This window comes from Bradyrhizobium sp. USDA 336 (assembly GCF_044908355.1).
Lineage (GTDB): Bacteria > Pseudomonadota > Alphaproteobacteria > Rhizobiales > Xanthobacteraceae > Bradyrhizobium > Bradyrhizobium yuanmingense.
Genome location: NZ_JBIYDC010000001.1, coordinates 1 through 19,872, shown reverse-complemented (window position 1 = coordinate 19,872; position 19,872 = coordinate 1). Strand labels below are relative to the sequence as shown.

The 19,872-nt window shown below is 56.3% G+C and carries 19 protein-coding genes and 1 pseudogene; 18 read left to right on the top strand and 2 right to left on the bottom strand.

Annotated elements, in window-relative coordinates; translation table 11 throughout:
* Positions 1 to 3: 3 nt before the first annotated feature.
* Positions 4 to 591: an HD domain-containing protein gene (locus ABIA45_RS00100; RefSeq protein ID WP_404650761.1), complete on the bottom strand. Its 588-nt coding sequence runs from the start codon at positions 589 to 591 to the stop codon at positions 4 to 6.
* 158 nt (positions 592 to 749) lie between these two features.
* Between ABIA45_RS00100 and ABIA45_RS00095 the strand changes: the two genes are divergently transcribed.
* From ABIA45_RS00095 to ABIA45_RS00060, 8 genes are all read left to right on the top strand, one after another.
* Positions 750 to 2,357, top strand: a complete 1,608-nt coding sequence (locus ABIA45_RS00095; RefSeq protein ID WP_404650760.1) for an ABC transporter substrate-binding protein — start codon at positions 750 to 752, stop codon at positions 2,355 to 2,357.
* Between the two features lie 10 nt (positions 2,358 to 2,367).
* Positions 2,368 to 3,333, top strand: a complete 966-nt coding sequence (locus ABIA45_RS00090) for an ABC transporter permease (RefSeq protein WP_404650759.1) — start codon at positions 2,368 to 2,370, stop codon at positions 3,331 to 3,333.
* Positions 3,330 to 4,211 carry an ABC transporter permease gene (locus tag ABIA45_RS00085; protein WP_404650758.1) on the top strand — a complete coding sequence of 294 codons (882 nt, stop codon included), beginning with the start codon at positions 3,330 to 3,332 and terminating at the stop codon, positions 4,209 to 4,211. Before ABIA45_RS00090 ends, ABIA45_RS00085 begins: the two co-directional genes overlap by 4 nt.
* Positions 4,208 to 5,128 carry an ATP-binding cassette domain-containing protein gene (locus ABIA45_RS00080; RefSeq protein ID WP_404650757.1) on the top strand — a complete coding sequence of 307 codons (921 nt, stop codon included), beginning with the start codon at positions 4,208 to 4,210 and terminating at the stop codon, positions 5,126 to 5,128. The genes ABIA45_RS00085 and ABIA45_RS00080 overlap by 4 nt, the downstream gene beginning before the upstream one ends.
* A 131-nt stretch (positions 5,129 to 5,259) precedes the next feature.
* Positions 5,260 to 6,018 carry an ABC transporter ATP-binding protein gene (locus ABIA45_RS00075; protein WP_404650756.1) on the top strand — a complete coding sequence of 253 codons (759 nt, stop codon included), beginning with the start codon at positions 5,260 to 5,262 and terminating at the stop codon, positions 6,016 to 6,018.
* A 20-nt stretch (positions 6,019 to 6,038) separates the two neighbouring features.
* Positions 6,039 to 6,935, top strand: a complete 897-nt coding sequence (locus tag ABIA45_RS00070; protein ID WP_404650755.1) for a CehA/McbA family metallohydrolase — start codon at positions 6,039 to 6,041, stop codon at positions 6,933 to 6,935.
* Positions 6,932 to 7,861, top strand: a complete 930-nt coding sequence (locus ABIA45_RS00065) for a Crp/Fnr family transcriptional regulator (RefSeq protein WP_404650754.1) — start codon at positions 6,932 to 6,934, stop codon at positions 7,859 to 7,861. The genes ABIA45_RS00070 and ABIA45_RS00065 overlap by 4 nt, the downstream gene beginning before the upstream one ends.
* 499 nt (positions 7,862 to 8,360) lie before the next feature.
* The gene (locus tag ABIA45_RS00060) at positions 8,361 to 9,902 is read left to right on the top strand and encodes a porin (RefSeq protein ID WP_404650753.1); all 1,542 of its coding nucleotides are present in this window, start codon (positions 8,361 to 8,363) and stop codon (positions 9,900 to 9,902) included.
* Between the two features lie 259 nt (positions 9,903 to 10,161).
* Here ABIA45_RS00060 and ABIA45_RS00055 read toward each other — a convergent pair whose 3' ends face one another.
* Complete coding sequence (locus tag ABIA45_RS00055; protein WP_404650752.1) at positions 10,162 to 10,677, bottom strand: RidA family protein; 516 nt, start codon at positions 10,675 to 10,677, stop codon at positions 10,162 to 10,164.
* 77 nt (positions 10,678 to 10,754) lie between these two features.
* Between ABIA45_RS00055 and ABIA45_RS00050 the strand changes: the two genes are divergently transcribed.
* From ABIA45_RS00050 to ABIA45_RS00005, 10 genes and pseudogenes are all read left to right on the top strand, one after another.
* Positions 10,755 to 11,264 (top strand): hypothetical protein, encoded by a 510-nt coding sequence (locus tag ABIA45_RS00050; RefSeq protein WP_404650751.1) that lies wholly within the window; start codon positions 10,755 to 10,757, stop codon positions 11,262 to 11,264.
* Between the two features lie 110 nt (positions 11,265 to 11,374).
* Positions 11,375 to 12,070 carry a GntR family transcriptional regulator gene (locus ABIA45_RS00045; protein ID WP_404650750.1) on the top strand — a complete coding sequence of 232 codons (696 nt, stop codon included), beginning with the start codon at positions 11,375 to 11,377 and terminating at the stop codon, positions 12,068 to 12,070.
* 69 nt (positions 12,071 to 12,139) lie between these two features.
* Positions 12,140 to 13,081, top strand: a complete 942-nt coding sequence (locus tag ABIA45_RS00040) for an aminotransferase class IV (RefSeq protein ID WP_404650749.1) — start codon at positions 12,140 to 12,142, stop codon at positions 13,079 to 13,081.
* Positions 13,082 to 13,163: 82 nt separating this feature from the next.
* A complete protein-coding gene (locus tag ABIA45_RS00035) occupies positions 13,164 to 13,802 on the top strand; it encodes a phosphonate ABC transporter ATP-binding protein (protein ID WP_404650748.1) in 639 nt (212 codons plus the stop codon).
* 294 nt (positions 13,803 to 14,096) lie between these two features.
* A pseudogene (locus ABIA45_RS00030) lies at positions 14,097 to 15,231 on the top strand (IS3 family transposase).
* A 24-nt stretch (positions 15,232 to 15,255) separates the two neighbouring features.
* Positions 15,256 to 15,942, top strand: coding sequence for a phosphate/phosphite/phosphonate ABC transporter substrate-binding protein (phnD, locus tag ABIA45_RS00025; RefSeq protein WP_404650747.1), 687 nt, complete (start codon positions 15,256 to 15,258; stop codon positions 15,940 to 15,942).
* 118 nt (positions 15,943 to 16,060) lie between these two features.
* Positions 16,061 to 16,954 carry a phosphonate ABC transporter, permease protein PhnE gene (gene phnE, locus ABIA45_RS00020; RefSeq protein WP_404650746.1) on the top strand — a complete coding sequence of 298 codons (894 nt, stop codon included), beginning with the start codon at positions 16,061 to 16,063 and terminating at the stop codon, positions 16,952 to 16,954.
* Complete coding sequence (phnE, locus tag ABIA45_RS00015; RefSeq protein WP_404650745.1) at positions 16,908 to 17,807, top strand: phosphonate ABC transporter, permease protein PhnE; 900 nt, start codon at positions 16,908 to 16,910, stop codon at positions 17,805 to 17,807. The genes phnE (ABIA45_RS00020) and phnE (ABIA45_RS00015) overlap by 47 nt, the downstream gene beginning before the upstream one ends.
* Positions 17,808 to 17,817: 10 nt before the next feature.
* Positions 17,818 to 19,221, top strand: coding sequence for an amidase (locus tag ABIA45_RS00010; RefSeq protein ID WP_404650744.1), 1,404 nt, complete (start codon positions 17,818 to 17,820; stop codon positions 19,219 to 19,221).
* Between the two features lie 11 nt (positions 19,222 to 19,232).
* Positions 19,233 to 19,760 carry a hypothetical protein gene (locus ABIA45_RS00005; protein ID WP_404650743.1) on the top strand — a complete coding sequence of 176 codons (528 nt, stop codon included), beginning with the start codon at positions 19,233 to 19,235 and terminating at the stop codon, positions 19,758 to 19,760.
* Positions 19,761 to 19,872: the final 112 nt, after the last annotated feature.

Below are 19,872 nucleotides of genomic sequence, written 5' to 3'. Positions count from 1 at the left end.
CAGTCAGGCCGCGGCCAGCATCCGCAAGTTCTCACGAATATCCGGGCGCAACGCACTCTCGACCGCGTCTCTGAACTCGTGCAATTGCGCGGGCACGCCACCGGGAGTCATAGCCAGATCGTCCCAGCGGCGAAGCTGTACTGCTTGGTGTGCGAAGGGCAGCGCTTCGAACGCCTTGAGCTGTTCAGGAGTGAAAGGGCCACCTTGCCGTTCTAAACTGCGTCGGGCTGGTGCTGTTAGCGCATTCCGATACGCCTCATCGACGACCACGAGATAGCGCTTTGCAGGAACATGCAGACGAATAGGCTCAGTAACGGCTGGCGGAAAAAAACCGTTCAAGAAGGCCGCGCCAATCTCTTCATGTTTGTTATCCACCCCAACCACCGCATGGCCCACCGCAGCCTTCACGACGAGGGTGCCGACATCGTGAAGCAACGCCGCCGTAATCATCTCGTCACCTGATTTAGCCTCTCGGGCGAGATAAGCTGCCTGCACGGCATGCTCGAACTCGCTCAGCTGCGCCGACCCGTATGGCCCGCTTCCGAGATTCTCGATCAGACTCAAGAGCCTTTCCACAATCGCCAATGTCATTTTTGTCTCCCTTGCGGACCAAATTCGCACGGAAATAATAACGATTCTGGCCTGACGGTCAACGGTCGACGATTGTGGTCAACCGTCAACATACTGTCATGTAATGGCGCTATTGCAACCGCCAAAGCTTCGGACCCGTTCTCATAGGGATTGGACTAATGCGGCACGCGATATCACGACGTCGGACGATCAAATTTCTTTCTCTTGCTACTGTGAGCGTCGCTCTTGCGCTTGCGCAGCCGGTCCAATCGATCGCGAGCGATCAGGTCACCACGCTTCGCGTGGTGCTCGGAGCCGAGGTGAAGATTGTCGACCCGATCGCAACGACAGCAACGGAGTCCGCGATCCACGGGATGATGGTCTTCGATACTTTGTTCGGCTTGGACGCCGATCTGCGGCCTCAGCCGCAGATGGTCAATAGCTTCTCTGTATCGGAGAATCGGAGGATCTACTCGTTCACGCTCCGCGAGGGGTTAAGTTGGAGCGACGGCGCTCCGGTAACGGCGCAGGACTGCGTTGCCTCACTGAAACGTTGGGGAGCGAAGGACGGCGCCGCCCAGATATTGTTCGCCAACATCACGAACATAACTGCTGTTAGTCCTCAGACATTCACGATCGAGCTTTCGAAACATTTCGAGCCCCTGCTCGATCTGTTGGCCAAAAGCGGTCCGATTATCCCCTTCATGATGCCTCGCCGGCTCGCTGAAACGGATCCGAATAAGCGGATCTCAGAGACGATTGGCTCAGGGCCATTCCTGTTTAAGCAGGATGAGTGGGTCCCCGGTAATAAGCTCGTTTACGTCAAAAATCCTCATTACATCCCGCGCGACGAGCCGGCCTCCGGCACGGCTGGCGGAAAGCGGGCATTGGTGGACCGTGTCGAGTTTTTGACTATTGCTGATCCCCAAACTGCTTTTGCTGCCCTCCGAAGGGGTGAGATCGACTTTCTATCGGAACCTGCCCCTGATTACCTGCCCATGTTGAGATCCGATCCGAATATCGGCACCGGCGAGCGCGGCAGGATCGGGTCGCAGGGCATGATCCGCCTCAATCATCTGCAGCCGCCCTTCGACAAGCTTGAGGCGCGGCTGGCAATGGAGAAACTCGTCGATCAGCAAAGCATGATGCGCGCACTTGGCCTCGGCGAACATGCACGCGAGTGTTGGGCTGTCTTCGGGTGCGGTTCGGCGTTGGAAATGGTGGACGGCCGACCGACGCGCGATATTGGAGAAGCCAAGAAGCTGTTTTTGAAGGCCGGATACAGGGGCGAGCCTATCGTCTTGCTCAATGCCACGGACAACGCGGCGCTTGACGCAGCTGCTCTTGTTCTCGCGCAGGAGATGCGCGAGGCCGGCCTAAACGTCGATCTTCAATCGATGGACTGGGGCACACTTGTCCAACGTCGCGAAAACAAGGGTCCAAGGACCGATGGCGGATGGAACATCTTCTTGACTTCGCTTTCCGGGCCGCCAGTCACCAATCCCTTGACGCACCCAGGTATCACTGCCTCATGCGACAAGGCTTGGTATGGGTGGCCGTGTGACCCGCAGATCGAAGATTTGCGCCTTCGCTGGCCGCATGCGCAAACGGAGGAAGCTAGGCGCATCGCCGGGCAGATCCAGCAACGCGTGTATTCCGAGGGCATCTACATACCCTTCGGCCAATGGTCGCTTCCGTTTGCTTACCGCAAGGACCGGCTGACCGGTGTACTGGAGGTGCCAAACTTGAATGTCTTCTGGAACATCAATAAATCGGCCGGCCGGTAAGGGGACGGGTATGCTCAATGCACTATCGGGGCTGCCGTCATTTGCACTGCGCCGCATAGCCGGCGCCGCGGTAACCACACTAGCAGCCTGCATACTCGTATTCTTGTTCTTGGCTCTCGTGCCCGGAGATCCTGCGACAATCATTGCGGGCGATACGGCAACGGAGGCGGCCAAAGCTGCGATTCGCACCGAGCTCGGCCTTGATCTGCCGCTTACGGACAGGCTCCGCACATGGCTGGTCTTGCTGGCGCACGGCGACCTTGGAAGCTCCCTCTACAGCCATGCCCCAGTCGTCACGTTAATTTCCCAGCGCCTCGAGCCGACGTTGGCGCTCGCGAGCATGGCACTCGTTTGGGCACTTGCTATCGGCCTGACCACTGGCATCCTCACAGCATGGTACGCCGAGGGGAATATCGATCGTGTATGGATGATGATAACGGCTGCGGCGTACAGCATGCCAGTCTTCTTCATCGGCTATCTTCTCAGCTTCGCCCTGTCTGTCCGACTCGGGCTGTTTCCGGTCCAAGGATTCAAACCGGTTGGTAACGCGCCCTTGGAGGCCCTCCATCACCTTATCCTCCCGGGTATTGCAGCATCGTTACCGATTGCATGTCTCCTCTCTAGGGTAACACGATCAAGCTTTCTCGAAGTTTTGCGTGAAGATTTTGTTCGAACCGCGAGAGCGAAGGGTGTCCGCCCGGTTGGCCTGCTTCTTCACCATTGCGCGCGCAACGCCGCGCTCCCGATCGTGACAACCATCGGTTCTACACTTGCCATCCTCATTGAGGGTGCGGTCTTTGCCGAGGTGGTCTTCAACATTCCGGGAATTGGTAGCCTCACAGCGGATGCCATCCGCAATCGTGACTATCCAGTCATTCAAGGCTTGCTTGTTGTATTTGCGGTTGTTCACGTAGGGGTCAACCTTCTCGTCGACGTCACTTATTCACTGATTGATCCGAGGATCGCGCTTCGATGACAGCGGACGTGACGCATGAAGAGAACGGGCAGCAGTTAGCCGTTGAATGCCGTCCCCGGTCTCGATGGCCGAAAGTTTCGTCGCGCATGATCATTGGTATCAGCCTGATCGGTGTCCTTGGTGCCTGCGCTATTCTGGCACCATGGATTGTCCAAAACCCTCTCTCGATCGCCCCAGCGGAACGTCTTCGTCCCCCGAGCCATCTTCATTTTCTTGGAACCGACAATCTTGGGCGGGATGTTCTGGCGCGCACCATCTATGCGGCTCGCGTATCCATAATCGTGGGCCTGGGGACTGCGGGCTTGGCCGTCGGCGGCGGGCTTGTTCTAGGACTTGCCTGCGGTCTCGGTCGGCTGGTCGATGAAGTAATCATGAGATTTGTCGATCTCGTTTCGGTCTTCCCGGCATTTCTCCTTGCAGTCGCCCTCTTAACGCTGATGGCCCCCGGTACCCCCACTGTCATCGTCGTTATCGCAATCGCGGACCTTCCGCGCGCGTCGCGGTTGGTGCGAAGCGTCCTGCTTTCTGTGCGCGAGCTGCCTTATATCGATGCGGCGATCAGCAGCGGCACCCATCCAATGTGGATTATCCTCCGCCACATCGCGCCTGCCACTTGGCCTTCATTGATCGTGCTCGCCGCCTATCTTTGCGCCTCAGCCATTTTGGCGGAAGCCGGACTCAGCTTTCTCGGTGCAGGAACGCCGCCGGAAACGCCCAGTTGGGGCAATATGATCGCGGGCGGTGCGCGATTCTTCATTGTTGCTCCCTGGACGACCCTTGCTCCTGGAGCAGCCCTTGCGCTCGCGACACTCGGCGTCATGCTCGTTGCCGACGCGCTTCGGGATCGTTTCGATCCACGTCGGGATTATCCACAATGATTACGGCCTCGATCTACCATTCTGCTATCGGCCCCCAGCAAGAACGATCGCGGGAAGTCATCCGAGTCTCGGATCTTTCGGTAAGCTTTCGCTCTAAATCGAGCGTTACAAGGGCCGTCCGTCGCCTTTCTTTTCACCTCAGCGCCGGCGAGACACTTGCAATGGTTGGTGAATCGGGTTCCGGGAAATCTGCGTCGGCTTTGGCCATCATGGGCCTACTGCCCAGAGCGACCACAGATGTCACCGGTTCAGCGATGCTTAATGGAGAGACGAACCTCCTTGCTATCCCCGATCGCTTGCTGCGCACCTTGCGCGGCGGCCGAATATCGATGATTTTCCAAGAACCGATGACTGCGCTCAATCCACTGATGACCATCGGCGACCAGATTGTTGAGGCGATCCGGCTACATCTTACAATTTCAAAGAGTGCCTCTCGAGCACTGGCACTTGACATGCTGGCAGAGGTGGGGCTTTCGGATCCCAAGCGGGCGTTTGGAAGTTTTCCGCATCAATTGTCAGGAGGCATGCGACAGCGCGCCATGATTGCGATGGCTGTGGCGCCACATCCTTCCGTGCTCATCGCCGACGAACCCACAACAGCACTCGACGTCACCGTTCAATTGCGCGTTCTCGAACTGCTCGACAGGCTCAAGCGCGAATTCAATCTTGGTATCCTGCTGGTCACCCACGATCTTGGGGTCGTCGCGCATTTTGCCGATCGGGCCGTCGTCATGCTCGATGGTCAGAAGGTGGAAGAAGGGCCAGTGCGCCACGTCTTGCGCGAGCCGCAACATTCCTACACCCGCAGCCTCTTGGAAGCGGTCCCCCGGCTCAAGTCGGCTGCCGTCGGCAAGAGCGTTTCTGCGCGCGCCGTGAACTGCTCGGTCGCGGCGTGCTCTCCCCCAAATTCGGCGTAAGCCCGATGGGTAAGCCTTCTCCTCAATCTTCTGAATGCCACGCCCCTGATTCGCGATCCTTGCTACGCGTGGAGCGCCTATCCAAAACTTTCGTATCTGGTCCTCCGTGGCGTCGGATGGAAGTTCGAGCCGTGAGCGATGTTTCCTTCGTCCTGGCTGCAGGCGAAACCTTGGGAATTATTGGTGAGAGTGGTTCCGGGAAATCAACCCTTGGGAGGATGATTTCACGTTTGTTATCTCCGTCTCACGGCCGAGTTTTTCTCGGCGGGCAAGACCTCACAGCACTACGTGGTACCGCTCTCAGACGAGCCAGATTACATTTCCAAGTCATTCAGCAGGATCCCAACGCCGCGCTTAACCCGCGAATGCAAATTAGCCAGATCGTCGAGGAGCCGCTCCGAAACATCGGCATCAAAGCGCTGGATCGCCGACATCGGGCATCCGAAGTGCTGAACCAAGTCGGCTTGGGTGAACACTTTCTCACCCGACTGCCTGGCCAACTCTCTGGCGGTCAGAAACAGCGTGTTTGCATCGCTCGAGCAATCGTCACTCGACCGAAGCTGATCATAGCGGATGAGCCGACCTCGGCGCTCGATGTCAAAGTGCAGGCTCAAATCATAACGCTGCTCGCCGAACTGAAGCGCGTTCTCAACGTTTCCCTGGTGCTGATCTCGCACAATGTCGCGGTCGTTGCGGCTCTCAGCGACCGCATCGCGGTAATGCATCATGGATCGATCGTCGAGACTGGACTGACCGACTCCATCATCGATGCTGCGTCACATCCTTACACACAGTCATTGATCGCATCAGTGCTCGATCCGCACGACAAACGACAGTGCGCAGGTGCCGGCATCGGGACGGGGACGTCGCATCAACAAAAACCGATCTGACCCGCAAGGACAAACGGAATATGACCTACAACCCTTTCTCGTTGCCCGGTAACTTTTACAGGGGAAACCTCCATACGCACTCGACGAAATCCGACGGTCTGCGCTCTCCAGAGCAGGTTGCCAAAGCCTACAAGCAGGCTGGATATGATTTTATCGCGCTGACAGACCATTTCGAGGCTCGCTTCGATTGGCCGATCACGGATTTGGGGCTGCATTCCGACGAGAGGTTCTTGGTGATCCAGGGTGCTGAGTTACATGCGCCCTCGAACTCCCTCGGGGAGCTATGGCACATCGTCGCTGTCGGTTTGCCACTCGATTTCGCAGCGACGGGAAAGGATGAAACCGGTCAGAGCCTGGCCCAACGCGCTGCAAGCACAGGAGCGTTCATTGGCATCGCCCACCCGTCGAGCAGCGGACTTTCAATGACGGACGCTCGCGAAATTGACTGTGCGCATGCAGTCGAAATCTATAACCATGCCAGTCACGTTAGCAGCGACCGAGGCGATGGTTGGTATCTTTGTACGGGTTTATTGAACGAAGGACGTCGCGTGACAGCTTATGCAGCCGACGATGCTCATTTCAAGCCGCGCGATCATTTCGGCGGTTGGGTCGAGGTCCGAGCATCGGATCTATCACCTGAGAGCATCGTCACTGCCTTAAGAGCAGGGCACTTCTACTCGACGCAAGGTCCGCGAATTCACGGCCTGGAAATCACACCCGATCGTCTGATCGTCGAATGCTCCCCATGTCGTCGCATCATCGCCGCGGGCCGTGGTGCCAAGGCGGTTGTCGTACCTGGTGACGAAATCACCCACGCTGAAATTCCCTTATCCGGGCTCAAGAGCCCCTATATTCGCCTGACCTTTGTCGACGCCGCTGGATCGAAAGCTTGGGGTAACCCACTCTGGCTTTCGTGAACGAACGTTTGGCGGGCCCGCCAGCCAATCGAAAGAGCTCGGCGTTACTTGGCTTCGATCAGACACCGTCTCAGATCAGCGGCGACGCCTGCCGAGCGGAGCCGGTACAGGCAGCCAAAGAGTACCATTGGTTCGTAGCTGAAAACGAGTTGAACATGTTGAACCACGAACAGAGCGATCTATCGATCCTTCCTCGGTCCGTCGCCAGCGTCGTGCGGCCGAATATGCGATCATTCGTCAAGAACGCAATTCTGGCGACAGCTCCGCTGCAAGATCTCGCGGCAATAGGGCGATACCTTGAACCGATTGCCTTGCGAGAACGCATGGTCCTTCAAGAGCCGAAAAAGAAAGTCGATTACGTTTATTTCATAGAGTCGGGGCTCGTTTCACTGCGGATTGTTGCGGCTGGAGGTACCTTCGAAACCGCCGTCATAGGACATCGCGGCGCGGTCGGCGCTTCAGCCTTATTGTGGGGCCATGTTTCAACTCACCAATCCGTTGTCCTATTTCCTGGAACTGCACTCAGAATCCGTGTCGGGGATTTGCGTCGGGTGATGGACGAGTGTCCTAATATCCAGGAGCAGCTTTCTCGGTTCGTTGAAGCGCTAAACCTTCATTGCGCCCAGACGGGATTCTGTGGCGTTTGGCACAATCGCGAAAAACGGCTCGCGAGTTGGTTATGTTTAGCGAGTGATGCTATCGACGCCCACGTGCTTCCAGTTACTCATGATTATCTTTCGTCCGTCTTGGGATTGCCGCGTCCCGGCATCACAGAGACGTTCATCCAATTCACTGAACAGCGGCTCATTCGCAGGATGCGCGGCGTCCTGCAGATCGATGACCGCGACTGCCTCGAGCAGAAGGCATGTGGTTGTTATAGACTTATCGCAGGCGCTTATGCGCTTATGCCTCGTCTGTCTGGATGAATTCAGCGCAAATGTTCGCTGACTAAAATAGTCGTTCGGCATCACGGCTCCTTAATCAAACACGCAAATTGCCTACGGAAGTGTTGGCGGCATGGGCGGCCTGCGCGGCCATACGCATCCGTGCACGCTCATAGGACTCGCATTCGAGATCAACGTCCTTTGCGCAAAGCGCTTTGGCTATCTCAATTGTAGGAAACATACATTCTTCGCCGGCTACGGTCCGAAGCATACCAATATGAGGCGGCGCGAATACGCCTGCTGAGCGCCAGCGTAACTTGGTCTGTTTCATACACAGTTTGCGCGCCAAAAGAGAACGCAATCTGCCAACGTAAGCATGCGGGTGGCGGAATGGTCCGCACAGCGACGTCGACTGGTTCAATGTCTCAGTTGGCGCTTCAGGCAAAGCCCTAGAGGTCGAGAAGATTGGGGGCGAAGGTGATTGGTCTCTTCCACAATAGTTAGGCCATCGTCTTTGAGGTGAACAATTTGGAGAAGTGTAATGAAGATGAGCAAGCGCCTTTTGCTGGTTTCGGCGACCGGTCTGGTCACCGTAGGCGGAGCACAGGCGGCCGATCTGCCCGTTAAGGCCAAGGCTATCGAATACGTGAAGATTTGCTCCCTCTATGGCGCTGGGTTCTACTACATCCCGGGCACTGGCACTTGCATCAAATTGGGGGGATATCTGCGCGCTGACTTGCTGTTGAATACCCACAGCGATTATGACGCAGCCCGCAGCGGCTTGGGAGGCGCGCAAAATCGTCTAAGCAACTACTACACTGCTCGTTCGCGCGAAAACTTCACCGTCGACACTCGTTCCGCGACTGAGTACGGCGTGCTGCGCACCTTCGCCGAATTGACGTTTACGTGGACCAGCGGTGGTTATGCTGGAGCTGGTGCCAGTACCGCCGGTGGCGCGACAGCATACGACGCTGCTCCGGCTGGAACCAGCGGTTCTGGCTCTATCGCCGGTGGTGCGCTCGGCGTCTATTTCGCATTTATTCAGTTCGCCGGGTTCACGGTGGGTAAGTCGCTCTCCCAGTTCTCCGCTCCCTGGGCGAACTATCCGGCGAACAGCTTCGACGGTCTTCCCGGAGGCGCCGGCTGGACCACTGGCGTGAACCAGTTCAGCTATACCGCTGACTTCGGCCAGGGCATCACGGCCTCCTTCTCGGCCCAGGATCAGGTCGCCTATGGCACTACGAATATCTGGAACATCAGCGGTGCCACGGCCGCAGGTCTCGCAACGGGCGCATACGGTGCCAATGACATCGGCGGTTCGCGGTCGCCCGACCTCATCACGATGGTTCGTATCGATCAGGCTTGGGGTCTCTTCCAAGCTTCGTTTGCTGCACACAACAACCATGCTGCCTACTACGGCGCTGACGAGACGACCGGCCACCCTGGCGATAAGTGGGGCTGGGCTGGCCAGCTGGCGTTGTCTATCAAGAACATCCCGACTGGTGCGGGTGATACGATCAACATGTCGGGCGTGTATACAGACGGCGCAAGCCGCTACAACTTCCAAGACTCGATGTCGAGCACCTATGCAATGTACGGCGGTACTAGCCTCGCGGGTGCTTACCGGAGCGTCGGCCTTGCTGGTCTTTCTGATTCCATATTCGTGAGCGGCTCCGGCCAGCAGCTGACGACGACCTATGGATTTCAGGGCGGCTACACTCACAACTGGGATCCTTACTGGAACACGGGCATCTACGGTGGCTGGGGTGCTGTGCGATATAACGCCACGGCAAAAGGCCACATCTGCGGCGCCGTCGTGGCAACCCTTGCGCTCTCGACCGGTCTTGCCGGATGCAACCCCGATTTCAACTATTCATCTGTCGGCGTGGTCACTCGCTGGACCCCGGTCAAGAACCTGACGTTCTCAGGTCACCTCACTTATACGATGCTCGACCAAAGGTATGCGAGCGGAAGCACGGTGACCCTACCGCTGCAGTCGGGTATCGCCAAACCGGGCACTGTGTATGAGCTGAGGGACCAGAGCGCGGTGAGCTTGCTCCTGCGCGCTCAACGCAATTGGTGATTTCAAGTCAAACTAGAGGAAGGAGAAGAGGAGTAGCTCCACAAATCTAGCCTCCAAGAAGGCCTCCGGTATGCCCACCGGAGGCCTTCCGAATTCGATCATCTTTCCTCACTAGGGTGTGATTTGTAGCGACGGTTGCGTCAGGAGAGATCGCAGGCAGACCCATCCCAGCGTGAGCTAGAATCTACTGGCACTCACTTGTGGATCTCGACGAAAAGCGTGATGCCGCCATCGTTGACTTTGCTTACTCACAATAGAGCTACTCGGCATCAATCAAAAAAGACGCTTCCACTTCTGTTGCGATTCCCATCGGAAGCGTTGAGCACCCCAACGAACTCCTGGTGGGCGGGGGAAGATGGGGAAAAATGCTTGTTAGCAGTTCGGAAGCACCGTCAGCGACGCGATGTACGTCCGAAAAATCGGCGCTTGCATTTACAAAGACCATCAAATGAACCGCGCATACCACGCGATCAAGATCTCCGCAAACACTACGAAGATGCGCAAGTACGTTCAGCGCCGAAATTCGAGCTGAATCGCGGCCTTCTAAGAGGCTCAGTGTTTTTCCCACTTTGCCTTTGTAGCGAATACTGCCGTTCCAGTAGGGCGGTTGTCCTGAAATCCGAACCAGGTCACCAACACGACACCATGGTGAGTAGATCGCCGGCGGAGCTGAGGGGCTCGGAAGCAAAACCCCTAATTCATTCATCCGCTGCTCTGTTTTCTGCCCTGCCACTTTCACCCTACCTAAGATTGTAGAACAATTCGCCGTTGACATGTGGACAATCCTTGGACTACCGTCAAGCTGAAACCCGTTCCAGCGGGAGTCACGACATCGCCTAGGGAGAATTTGACGTGAGCGCCTTCGTAGATTCCCTCCTCAAGCTCGTTGAAGGGGTCGGGGCGCAGCCCTACGGCAATGCGGAGCTGTCAGAGATCGAGCACGCGATCCAATCCGCTGTTTTAGCGCGCAATGAAAATGCAGCCGATCATATGGTCGCGGCTGCGCTCCTCCACGACTTGGGACACTTGGTCGTGCGATCCGCCGTGGGGCTGACGGGGCTCGGTGTCGACAACAAGCATGAAGCGATCGCCGCAGCCTTCCTTTCTGGATACTTCCCCCCGTCCGTCACTGAACCGATCCGATTGCACGTTTCCGCAAAGCGGTATCTCTTCACAACGGACGAGGGTTACCGATCTGCGATGACGCCCGTGGCCCGGCGAAGTATGGAGCGGCAGGGTGGAGGATTTACCCGTGAAGAAGCCCGAGAATTCGAGCGGTTGTCTTTTGCGCAGGAGGCGATCCGACTTCGGCGCTGGGACGATGCTGCAATGATCCCGGGGCAATGTCCTGGCACGGTATAGGATTTTCGGGAGATCATTGAAAACAGCCTTAGGCCAGAAGCGCGTGCGAAGCTCTCAGCGAGCACCTCATCTTTGTAGCGCTAGATTTAATGGGGTATTCGATAGTGACCTTGAAGGTAGTCGATCAGCAAAGTTCCGAAATACTGGCTGCCGAAGGGCTAAGAGACGCGATCCTGAGTGGTCAAATCGCTCCAGGTACGAGGCTTGTTGAAGCGGATCTCTCCCGGGTGCTTGCAATCAGTCGAGGCACTCTACGTGCGGCGCTATTGCGTTTGGCGGCTGACGGGTTAGTGGTCTCGTCTCCAAATCGAGGTTACTCTGTCGCCACTCTTGCCTCTCATGATGTTTGGGAGCTTTACACGCTTCGTAACACCTACGAAAGCATGGCGTCCCGGCTGCTCGCCTCAAGTATTGACGATGCTAAGAGGCATCTCGTGATGACTGCATTCGAAGAGCATCAAAAGATCGTCGCGGCCGGCGATAAGCGCGCGATCTTTGAAAGCGATTTCGGACTGCACAGAACGATAGTGCGGTTAACAGGGCACGCGCGATTGCGGGACGCGTATCAGATCTTAGAGCGGCAGATCCGGCTGTTTTACATACTCTGTAGTGAATTTCTCACGCTTGATGAGTATGTCACCTCTCATACTGAAATTGTACACGCGATATGTCGAGGTGATGCCGAAGCTGCCGCGCGTGCCGCAGCCGTGCATAACACGGCAGATGGAGAAGCCGCGCTCGCAAAATTGCGCGCGCAGGAGAACTCCAAACCTGGGCCGGCTCTCACGGTGATCGAAAGATCATAACTTTATCAAAGGCGCTCCGGTCGACGTGCAAGTGGTCGAGCTGCAGGACCAAATTCGCAGGGGAATTTTGTGGTCGAGAAGAGAATTGCTTCGATGGGCGTTAAAGCCGGGTATCCTCCCGGAGTCGCCTACATTGACGGTCAATACGTTTCGATGAGTGACGCCAAGTTATCAATCTTGGACTGGGGTTTTTTGCACTCGGATGCCACTTACGACGTCGTGCATGTCTGGAACGGTTCCTTTTTTCGGCTTCATGATCATATTGCGCGCTTCAATCGCGGCATTCAGAAGCTACGTATGTCGCTGCCGATATCGCAAGACGATCTCATCGAGATATTGAAAGAGTGCGTGAGGCGCTCTGGTCTTCGAAGCGCATATGTCGAGATGATTTGTACGCGCGGAGTACCATTGCCCGGCGCTCGAGATCCCAGAACTGCAACCAATCGCTTCTACGCCTTCGCGATACCATTTGTCTGGATCGCCGATCCAGAAAAGCAAAAGGTCGGTCTCAACTTAGCGATAAGTGAAGTCTTGCGGATACCAGAGAGTTCGGTCGATCCCACGATCAAGAACTATCACTGGCTCGACCTCGTGAAGGGGCTCTTTGAGGCCTACGATAGAGGTGCAGAAACTGCTGTACTCACTGACATCCGCGGTACCGTTGTCGAAGGCCCAGGTTTCAATATCTTCGTTGTTAAGAACGGGAGAATCTCTACCCCCAAGGACGGGGTGCTATCTGGGATTACTAGGCAAACCATCATCGAAATCGTACGAGAAGATGGCCTGCCTATTGACGAAAGAGCAGTCCCCGCGCACGAGCTCCGGAGCGCGGACGAGGTATTCATCAGCAGCACCGCAGGCGGCGTCATGCCCGTGACGCGGATCGAGGGACGCCCAGTGGGATCTGGCAAACCAGGCTCAGCCTATGAGTCTGTGCACCGCCGATACTGGTCGTTGCATGAGAGTGCTCAGTTCACTGTACCCGTGGGTTATCGGGAGGCGGTCGACTAGAGCCAGGCTCTCTCCGTCGAATGAGACGTATCCGATACAAGTCCAGGTAAAATCGACAATTTGGTATCTCAGCGGGAAAACGATGCTGGATCTGACCAACATAACCAAGCGCTTCGGACAACATGTTGCCGTTTCGGGAATAAGCGTGCGCATCGAACAAGGCATGATGGTCGGAATTGTCGGGAGGTCCGGTGCAGGCAAATCAACTCTACTTAGATTGATAAACCAGCTTGAGACACCCACGTCTGGATTAATCGCCTTTAATGACAAAGCCATCGCGAATCTTAGCGGTCGGCGTCTGCACTTGTGGCGGCGCCAATGCGCCCTGATTTTCCAGCAATTCAATCTCGTCGAAAGACTTGACGTGATTACAAACGTGCTAGTGGGACGTCTAAGCTACCGGAGCACCGTTCCAAGCATTCTTGGATTGTTCTCGAAGCGCGAGCGACTAATGGCAATACGCGCATTGCAAAGAGTCGAGATGTTCGCATCCGCGCTTCAGCGCGCGGAGACGCTTTCCGGTGGTCAAAAACAAAGGGTCGCCATAGCTCGCGCTCTGGTTCAAGAGCCCTGTATCATCTTAGCGGACGAGCCTACGGCCTCCCTCGATCCAGTGACTGCAAAACACAATAATGGGTGCGCTGAAGCAGTTGAACAAAGATGCTGGAATAACGGTCATCTGCAATCTGCATCAGCTGGATCTAGCGAAGACATACTGTGATCGAATCATCGGAATGGCTCGAGGAGCCATCGTCTTCGATGGCTTTCCAAGCGAACTTACCGGCGAGGTTATCCAAACAATCTATGGGCCGTCAGCGCAGGACCTGTCACATGCGATGGATGAGTTCGTAACACCAAGCTGACGCTGTGGAGCAAATACAATGAGAAACCCAAAAGGTATCGGCATTGCCTCGCTATTGTTGGCCGCAGAGCCGGCCCCACCAATCTGAACGATGCGATAAGTGGAGTTTCTGCCTGACGGCGGGCAAGATTGGCCCGCGAATCAGGAGAGACGATGAGCAGACGAGCACGCCGGAACCACACACCGGCTTTCAAGGCGAAGGTGGCGCTGGCCGCCGTCAAGGGCGACCGAACACTGGCTCAGCTGGCGGAGCAGTTCGACATCCACCCCAATCAGATCGCATCATGGAAAGCGCAGCTTGAGGGCGGGGCCGCCGACGTGTTCGGCCCTGGGGCGGCAACGCGGTGGCGCTACCCGCCATCGATGTGAAGTCACTGCACGCCAAGATTGGGGAACTGACGCTGGAGAACGATTTTTTAGAAGGAGCGCTCAGCAAAGCCGGCCTGCTGAGCGCAAAGCGATGATTGACCGTGCGCACGATCTGCCGATCACCCGGCAAGCGGAAGCTCTGAACATCAGCCGCGGCAGCGTCTATTATCTGCCGCGCCCGGTGTCGTCCGACGACCTCGCGATCATGCGACGGCTCGACCGGCTGCATCTGGAGTTTCCTTTCGCCGGTTCGCGAATGTTGCGAGGCCTGCTGGCTGCCGAGGGGTGCAAGATCGGCCGCCGGCATGTCAAAACGCTGATGCGGCGGATGGGGATAGAGGCGCTCTACCGCCGTCCGCGCACCACCAAGCCCGAGCCCGGCCACAAGATCTATCCATATCTGCTGCGCGGCATGGAGATCACGCGGCCGAACCAGGTCTGGGCGATGGACATCACGTACATCCCGATGGCGCGTGGCTTTGTGTATCTCGCTGTCGTGCTGGACTGGGCGACCCGCCGGGTTCTGTCGTGGCGGCTGTCGATCACAATGGAAGCGGCATTCTGCGTCGAGACGGTGGAGGATGCTTTGGCGCGTCACGGCAAGCCGGAGATATTCAACACCGATCAGGGCTCGCAGTTCACGGGCGCGGCATTCACCGGCGTTCTCGCCGACAACGGCGTCGCCATCAGCATGGACGGCCGGGGTGCCTGGCGTGACAACGTGTTCGTCGAGCGCCTGTGGCGCAGCGTCAAGTACGAGGAGGTGTATCTGCGCGGCTACGACAGCGTCAGCGAGGCCCGTGCTTCGATCGGCCGTTACCTGGACTTTTATAATGGCCGCCGTCCGCATTCGAGCCTTGACGGCGCGACGCCCGATCAAGCTTACTTCACCACGCTGCCTCTCCGCTTGGCAGCCTAACCTCGGCAGAGGCTCCACTTATCGATGCGGAAAATCTGTTCAGACAACCGGGCCCAGCTCATTCGGTCCAAGCGAGTTGAGTTGGCCTACATTGGCCCTGCGGCTTACGCCCGTCTGTGGATTATAACAAACGGCCAAGTCGAGCCGTTAGCTAAGCCCGTCGATCTCCGTGGTGCGGCAGGATACTACTCCGTCGTCATAGTCCGCAGCGATAGTTCATACCACGCGCTTGACGATCTGAAGGGGAAGAAATTTGGTTTTAATGACCCCAATTCCACTAGCGGGTATCAAGCCCCCAAGTACTACCTAAGGAAAACCGGGTACGATATTGACACATTCTTTGCGACGACGATCTTCACTGGCAGCGATGATAACAACATAACGACGCTGCTGAGCGGAGCGGTCGATGGGGCTACGTCTTGGTGGCAGGACGATAGTAGGTCCGCAATCAAGAGAGTTGAAGACAAGGGATTAATTCCCCAACAGTCAGTCCGCATCATTTGGAAATCACCGATGCTGCCGTCTGATCCGCGGGTTGCACCAACATGGTTGCCGGAAAGGATGCGGTCTGACCTGCGCGATGCCATCGTCTCGATGGCAAAAGATGATCCTGAAGCCCTTCGTGCTTTAGCTGCAGCAGGTAACTTAGCGCGATTCGTTGCCGCATCCCGCCGAAGACTACCAAGGCATCGTTGGGATAGTGCAAGCTAACCAGCAGAAACGATAGCAGAATAACCTCTTTCGTCGCGTGAGGTGAAGGACCTGCCTCAAACTAGACCTCACAGGCCCGTCATGGGCGCAATGTTTTGAAACCAGGAGTCCGGTGCCTATGACACTCGATGCTGCGTCGACAGCAGTTGCTAGGGCGGCGGACGCCAATGAAACTCGCGAGCTGCTTAGAGTATGGTCCAAGCACCGTTCTAGACTCATTAGACGACGAGTTGTCGGTGCTCTCTCAATCGCCATCTGCTTGGCTGCATGTGCGTACCTCAACGAGGTTAACCTTGCGGTCCTATACAACGGGCTGCCGGATGTCGTCGCATACTTTGCCCGCACGGGGCCTACGCTTCACTTTGGCACTCTGTCGGCTGATCTCGCCCATTGGTTCTCGGGGGCCCCTAAGTGGCTGCGTTCGCTAGGCGACACAATCATCATAGCCTTGGTAAGCACTGCAGTCGCTAGTATTGCTGGATTGCTGATTTCGCTCGCCTGTACGCCAACTCTTAGCGGCTCTCCCCGGTTGAGCGCCGCAATTCGCACGATCGCAGATATAACGCGGTCCATTCCAGAACTCCTACTCGCCATGATTTTTGTGTACGCATTCGGCATTGGACCTTTGGCTGGAGTGTTGGCGCTCTCAATTCATTCCAGCTGTGTGCTGGCAACATTCTTTAGCGAAGCAAATGAGAACGTGAGCCTACGCTCTCTTGAGGGCGTCCAGTCTGCCGGTGCTAACCGGATCCAAACCATCGCTTTTGAAGCTTTTCCCCAGGTCTCCCCACTGCTCCTAAGCTACAGTCTTTTTCGTTTCGAGGTGAATATACGTGGTGCATCGATAATTGGATTTGTTGGAGCAGGAGGCATCGGGCAGGATCTGCTGTTTGCAGTGCGTCAGTTCTACTACACGGACATCAGCGCGATTGTCACGATGCTACTCGCGACCGTAGTGATGATTGATGTTCTTTGCACGAAGATCCGTCACTCCATCATTGGGCGGACTTGAGATGAGCGGATTTGATTGTGCTGCTGTACCGCCACTTGCTATGTCAGCTCCCGACGCACACGAACGCAACAGAATCTTAAGAAGAAACAGCCAGCGGCGAATGTTGCGGATTTCGCTAGCTTCGATCTCAATTAGCCTTCTGGTTTGGGGACTTTGGGTTACCGACTGCTTCAATATTGAGCGCCTCGCAGGTGGTTTGGCGAAGCTCACTACTATCACGCTTCTCATGTGGCCGCCTGTACCGAAGGATTCTGCGGCCGACATTCTCCTAGCGCTCGGCCAGTCGATCAGCATGGCGTTTCTCGCGACTGCAATTGCGACTGCACTGGCTCTTCCACTCGGATTCGTAGCCTCCCGAAACGTTACCCGAAGCCACGTGAATAGGCTCTTGCTAAGAAGATCGTTCGATTTCCTGCGTGGGATCGATTCACTTATTTGGGGCCTTGTTTTCGTCTCGGCAGTTGGTCTCGGGCCGTTCGCCGGAGTGCTCGCGCTTGTGGTGGCTGATGTCGGCACTCTATCGAAGCTATTCGCGGAAGCCGTCGAGAATACCGACAGAGCGCAGCGAGAAGGCGTCGAGTCCGTTGGTGCAAGTCGCATTCAGCTAGTTCGATTTGCGCTTTGGCCGCAAGTCGCCCCCGTCATGCTCAGCAATATACTTTACCGACTCGAATCGAACATAAGGTCCGCGTCCGTTCTAGGCGCTGTCGGTGCTGGCGGTATTGGGCTTCAGTTGTTCGAACAGCTTCGCGCGAACAATTGGAGAGAGGTCGGATTCATTGTTCTAATCGTGGCCGGAACTGTCTGGATGGTTAGTGTGATGTCATCTCGCATTAGAACAAGATTGAGCTGATGGAGTTCGCATGAGCCTCTTCGAAATGTCAGCAGTTGAACTCGCACGCGCATTGCGCGATCGAGAGGTCTCCGTCCATGAGCTCCTAAGCGCGCTTGAGGAGCGCGTGCTGACTGAGAATTCGAAGATCAATGCCCTGATAGAGGTAGATTTCCTCGCTGCTAGAGCGCAATTGCAGAGCTACCCCAGCAAGCAATTGCCGGGACCTCTTTATGGTCTACCGGTCGTTGTTAAGGATCAATACGACGTATCGGGCTTCCACACGACGTGGGGGCACCCAAAATTTAAGGAAAACAAGGCATTCCGTGACGACCTCTTTGTCGAGAAGATAAAGGCTTCCGGCGGAATCATTTACTCTAAGAGCAATGTGCCAGAAATGGGGGCCGGAGCGCACACGACCAACAGCGTGTTTGGGACGACCGTCAATCCGCACGATCTAGAGAAATCGGCCGGCGGAAGCTCCGGTGGCTCGGCCGCGGCCGTAGCTGCGAGGATTGCTTGGCTTGCAACTGGAAGCGATTCAGGAGGATCCCTTCGAATTCCCGCGGCGCTCTGCGGAGTTGTAGGCTTCCGCCCATCAGTCGGAGTTGTTCCGTACGGACCGCGTACGTATTCCTACGACGGAATCAGCGTCTGTGGACCAATCGCACGCAGTGTGGCAGACGCGGCACTATTGCTCGATGCGATGGCGGGCTGGGACTACCGCGATCCGATAAGCAGGCCGTGGACTCCTGGAAGCGCCATTGCTGCGGCCGCTACGTCAAAGCGGGCGATCAGAATCGCCGTCTCACAAGACCTGGGACTTTTCAAGTCGGACGCGGAGGTCGTTCGAGTTTTTGAGGCAGCGGTTAGGCGACTTGAGGCCGCCGGATTCGACGTCGACTACGACTGTCCATCCTTTAAAGATGTAGTTGAAGTTGGAAACACGTTGAGGCGAGCGCGTACTACCTCACTGCGCCCTATGCAATCCGAACTCGCGACTCATTTGCAGGATGAAATCAACATGGGAATGGAGATCGGGAGCGATGCAATAGCCCGTGCGGAAGTACGTAGGAGCGAAATTATTAGGGACGTAACCGCGTTTTTTGACGGCTTTGACGCCTTGATCTGTCCGACGACCATTACAACAGCCTTCGATGCGAACATGCTATTTCCTACTGAAGTAGCTGGGATCCGATATCAGCGCTACGCCGACTGGTTTCACATAACCAACGCGCTCACTCTCGCGGGGGTACCGGTGGTGAGTATTCCGTGCGGAGTCACGGAAGGTGGTCTACCGGTCGGAATGCAGATCGCTTCTAGGATCGGATCAGATTTGTCGCTTCTTTCCGTAGCCTCGACGCTTGAGAACGTGCTTGGTTCTGTACCAGCTCCAAGAACGACAACCACGAGCAAACAACGCGGCGATTGCTAGAGGAGACCATCGTGAGCGTCGATCTTAAGGCGAATTGCTATACCTCTCACGCACCGTTGTGCCTAGCGAATGCTAGAGTCATCTATGGTGGATCTTGTCTAGCGCCGGCTGTTTTGGACGCCGATTTGTATGTGGCCCTTGATGCCAGAGGGCAACACACTGTGCTGCCCGCGCGTGCGGCGAACTACGTTTATCCGATACCGGACAGAGGTCCGCCAGAGAACCTTGAGTCTTTTCGAGAATTGCTCGAAGTGATTACTCAAGCACTTGGCGCCAGAAAGAAAGTGCACATCGGGTGTGTTGGTGGTCACGGACGCACCGGTCTCGTGTTATCTGCGCTCTTGCGCATATCGCTGGGCGACCGATGTGCAATCGAAACTGTTCGACGAGAATATTGTCCGAAGGCGGTCGAGACGGAGGCCCAGATCGAATGGCTCACGAAGCACTTTGACATTGAGCCGCCGACAGGAGCGAACGTCAAAACGCAAGCATCGTCGCCCAGCACAAATGAACAGGCGACAGGCGAAGTAAGAAAATGAATCAGCTTGACGCATATCTTGACGAGATCCTGGCGCAGATTAGGAGGGAAGGGACCTACAAGGCTGAACGGCAAGTAACAAGCTCACAGCAGAATCGCATTATAGTGGCCGG

Bases quoted from the DNA above. Each gene is read 5' to 3' on its own strand.
- ABIA45_RS00070 (WP_404650755.1), top strand. From the start codon at position 6,039: ATGACCTACAACCCTTTCTCGTTGCCCGGTAACTTTTACAGGGGAAAC.
- phnE (WP_404650745.1), top strand. From the start codon at position 16,908: ATGTTCTTTGCACGAAGATCCGTCACTCCATCATTGGGCGGACTTGAG.
- ABIA45_RS00090 (WP_404650759.1), top strand. From the start codon at position 2,368: ATGCTCAATGCACTATCGGGGCTGCCGTCATTTGCACTGCGCCGCATA.
- ABIA45_RS00080 (WP_404650757.1), top strand. From the start codon at position 4,208: ATGATTACGGCCTCGATCTACCATTCTGCTATCGGCCCCCAGCAAGAA.
- ABIA45_RS00055 (WP_404650752.1), bottom strand. From the start codon at position 10,677: ATGTCAACGGCGAATTGTTCTACAATCTTAGGTAGGGTGAAAGTGGCA.
- ABIA45_RS00100 (WP_404650761.1), bottom strand. From the start codon at position 591: ATGACATTGGCGATTGTGGAAAGGCTCTTGAGTCTGATCGAGAATCTC.
- ABIA45_RS00060 (WP_404650753.1), top strand. From the start codon at position 8,361: ATGAAGATGAGCAAGCGCCTTTTGCTGGTTTCGGCGACCGGTCTGGTC.
- ABIA45_RS00085 (WP_404650758.1), top strand. From the start codon at position 3,330: ATGACAGCGGACGTGACGCATGAAGAGAACGGGCAGCAGTTAGCCGTT.
- phnD (WP_404650747.1), top strand. From the start codon at position 15,256: ATGCGGAAAATCTGTTCAGACAACCGGGCCCAGCTCATTCGGTCCAAG.
- ABIA45_RS00095 (WP_404650760.1), top strand. From the start codon at position 750: ATGCGGCACGCGATATCACGACGTCGGACGATCAAATTTCTTTCTCTT.
- phnE (WP_404650746.1), top strand. From the start codon at position 16,061: ATGACACTCGATGCTGCGTCGACAGCAGTTGCTAGGGCGGCGGACGCC.
- ABIA45_RS00010 (WP_404650744.1), top strand. From the start codon at position 17,818: ATGAGCCTCTTCGAAATGTCAGCAGTTGAACTCGCACGCGCATTGCGC.
- ABIA45_RS00035 (WP_404650748.1), top strand. From the start codon at position 13,164: ATGCTGGATCTGACCAACATAACCAAGCGCTTCGGACAACATGTTGCC.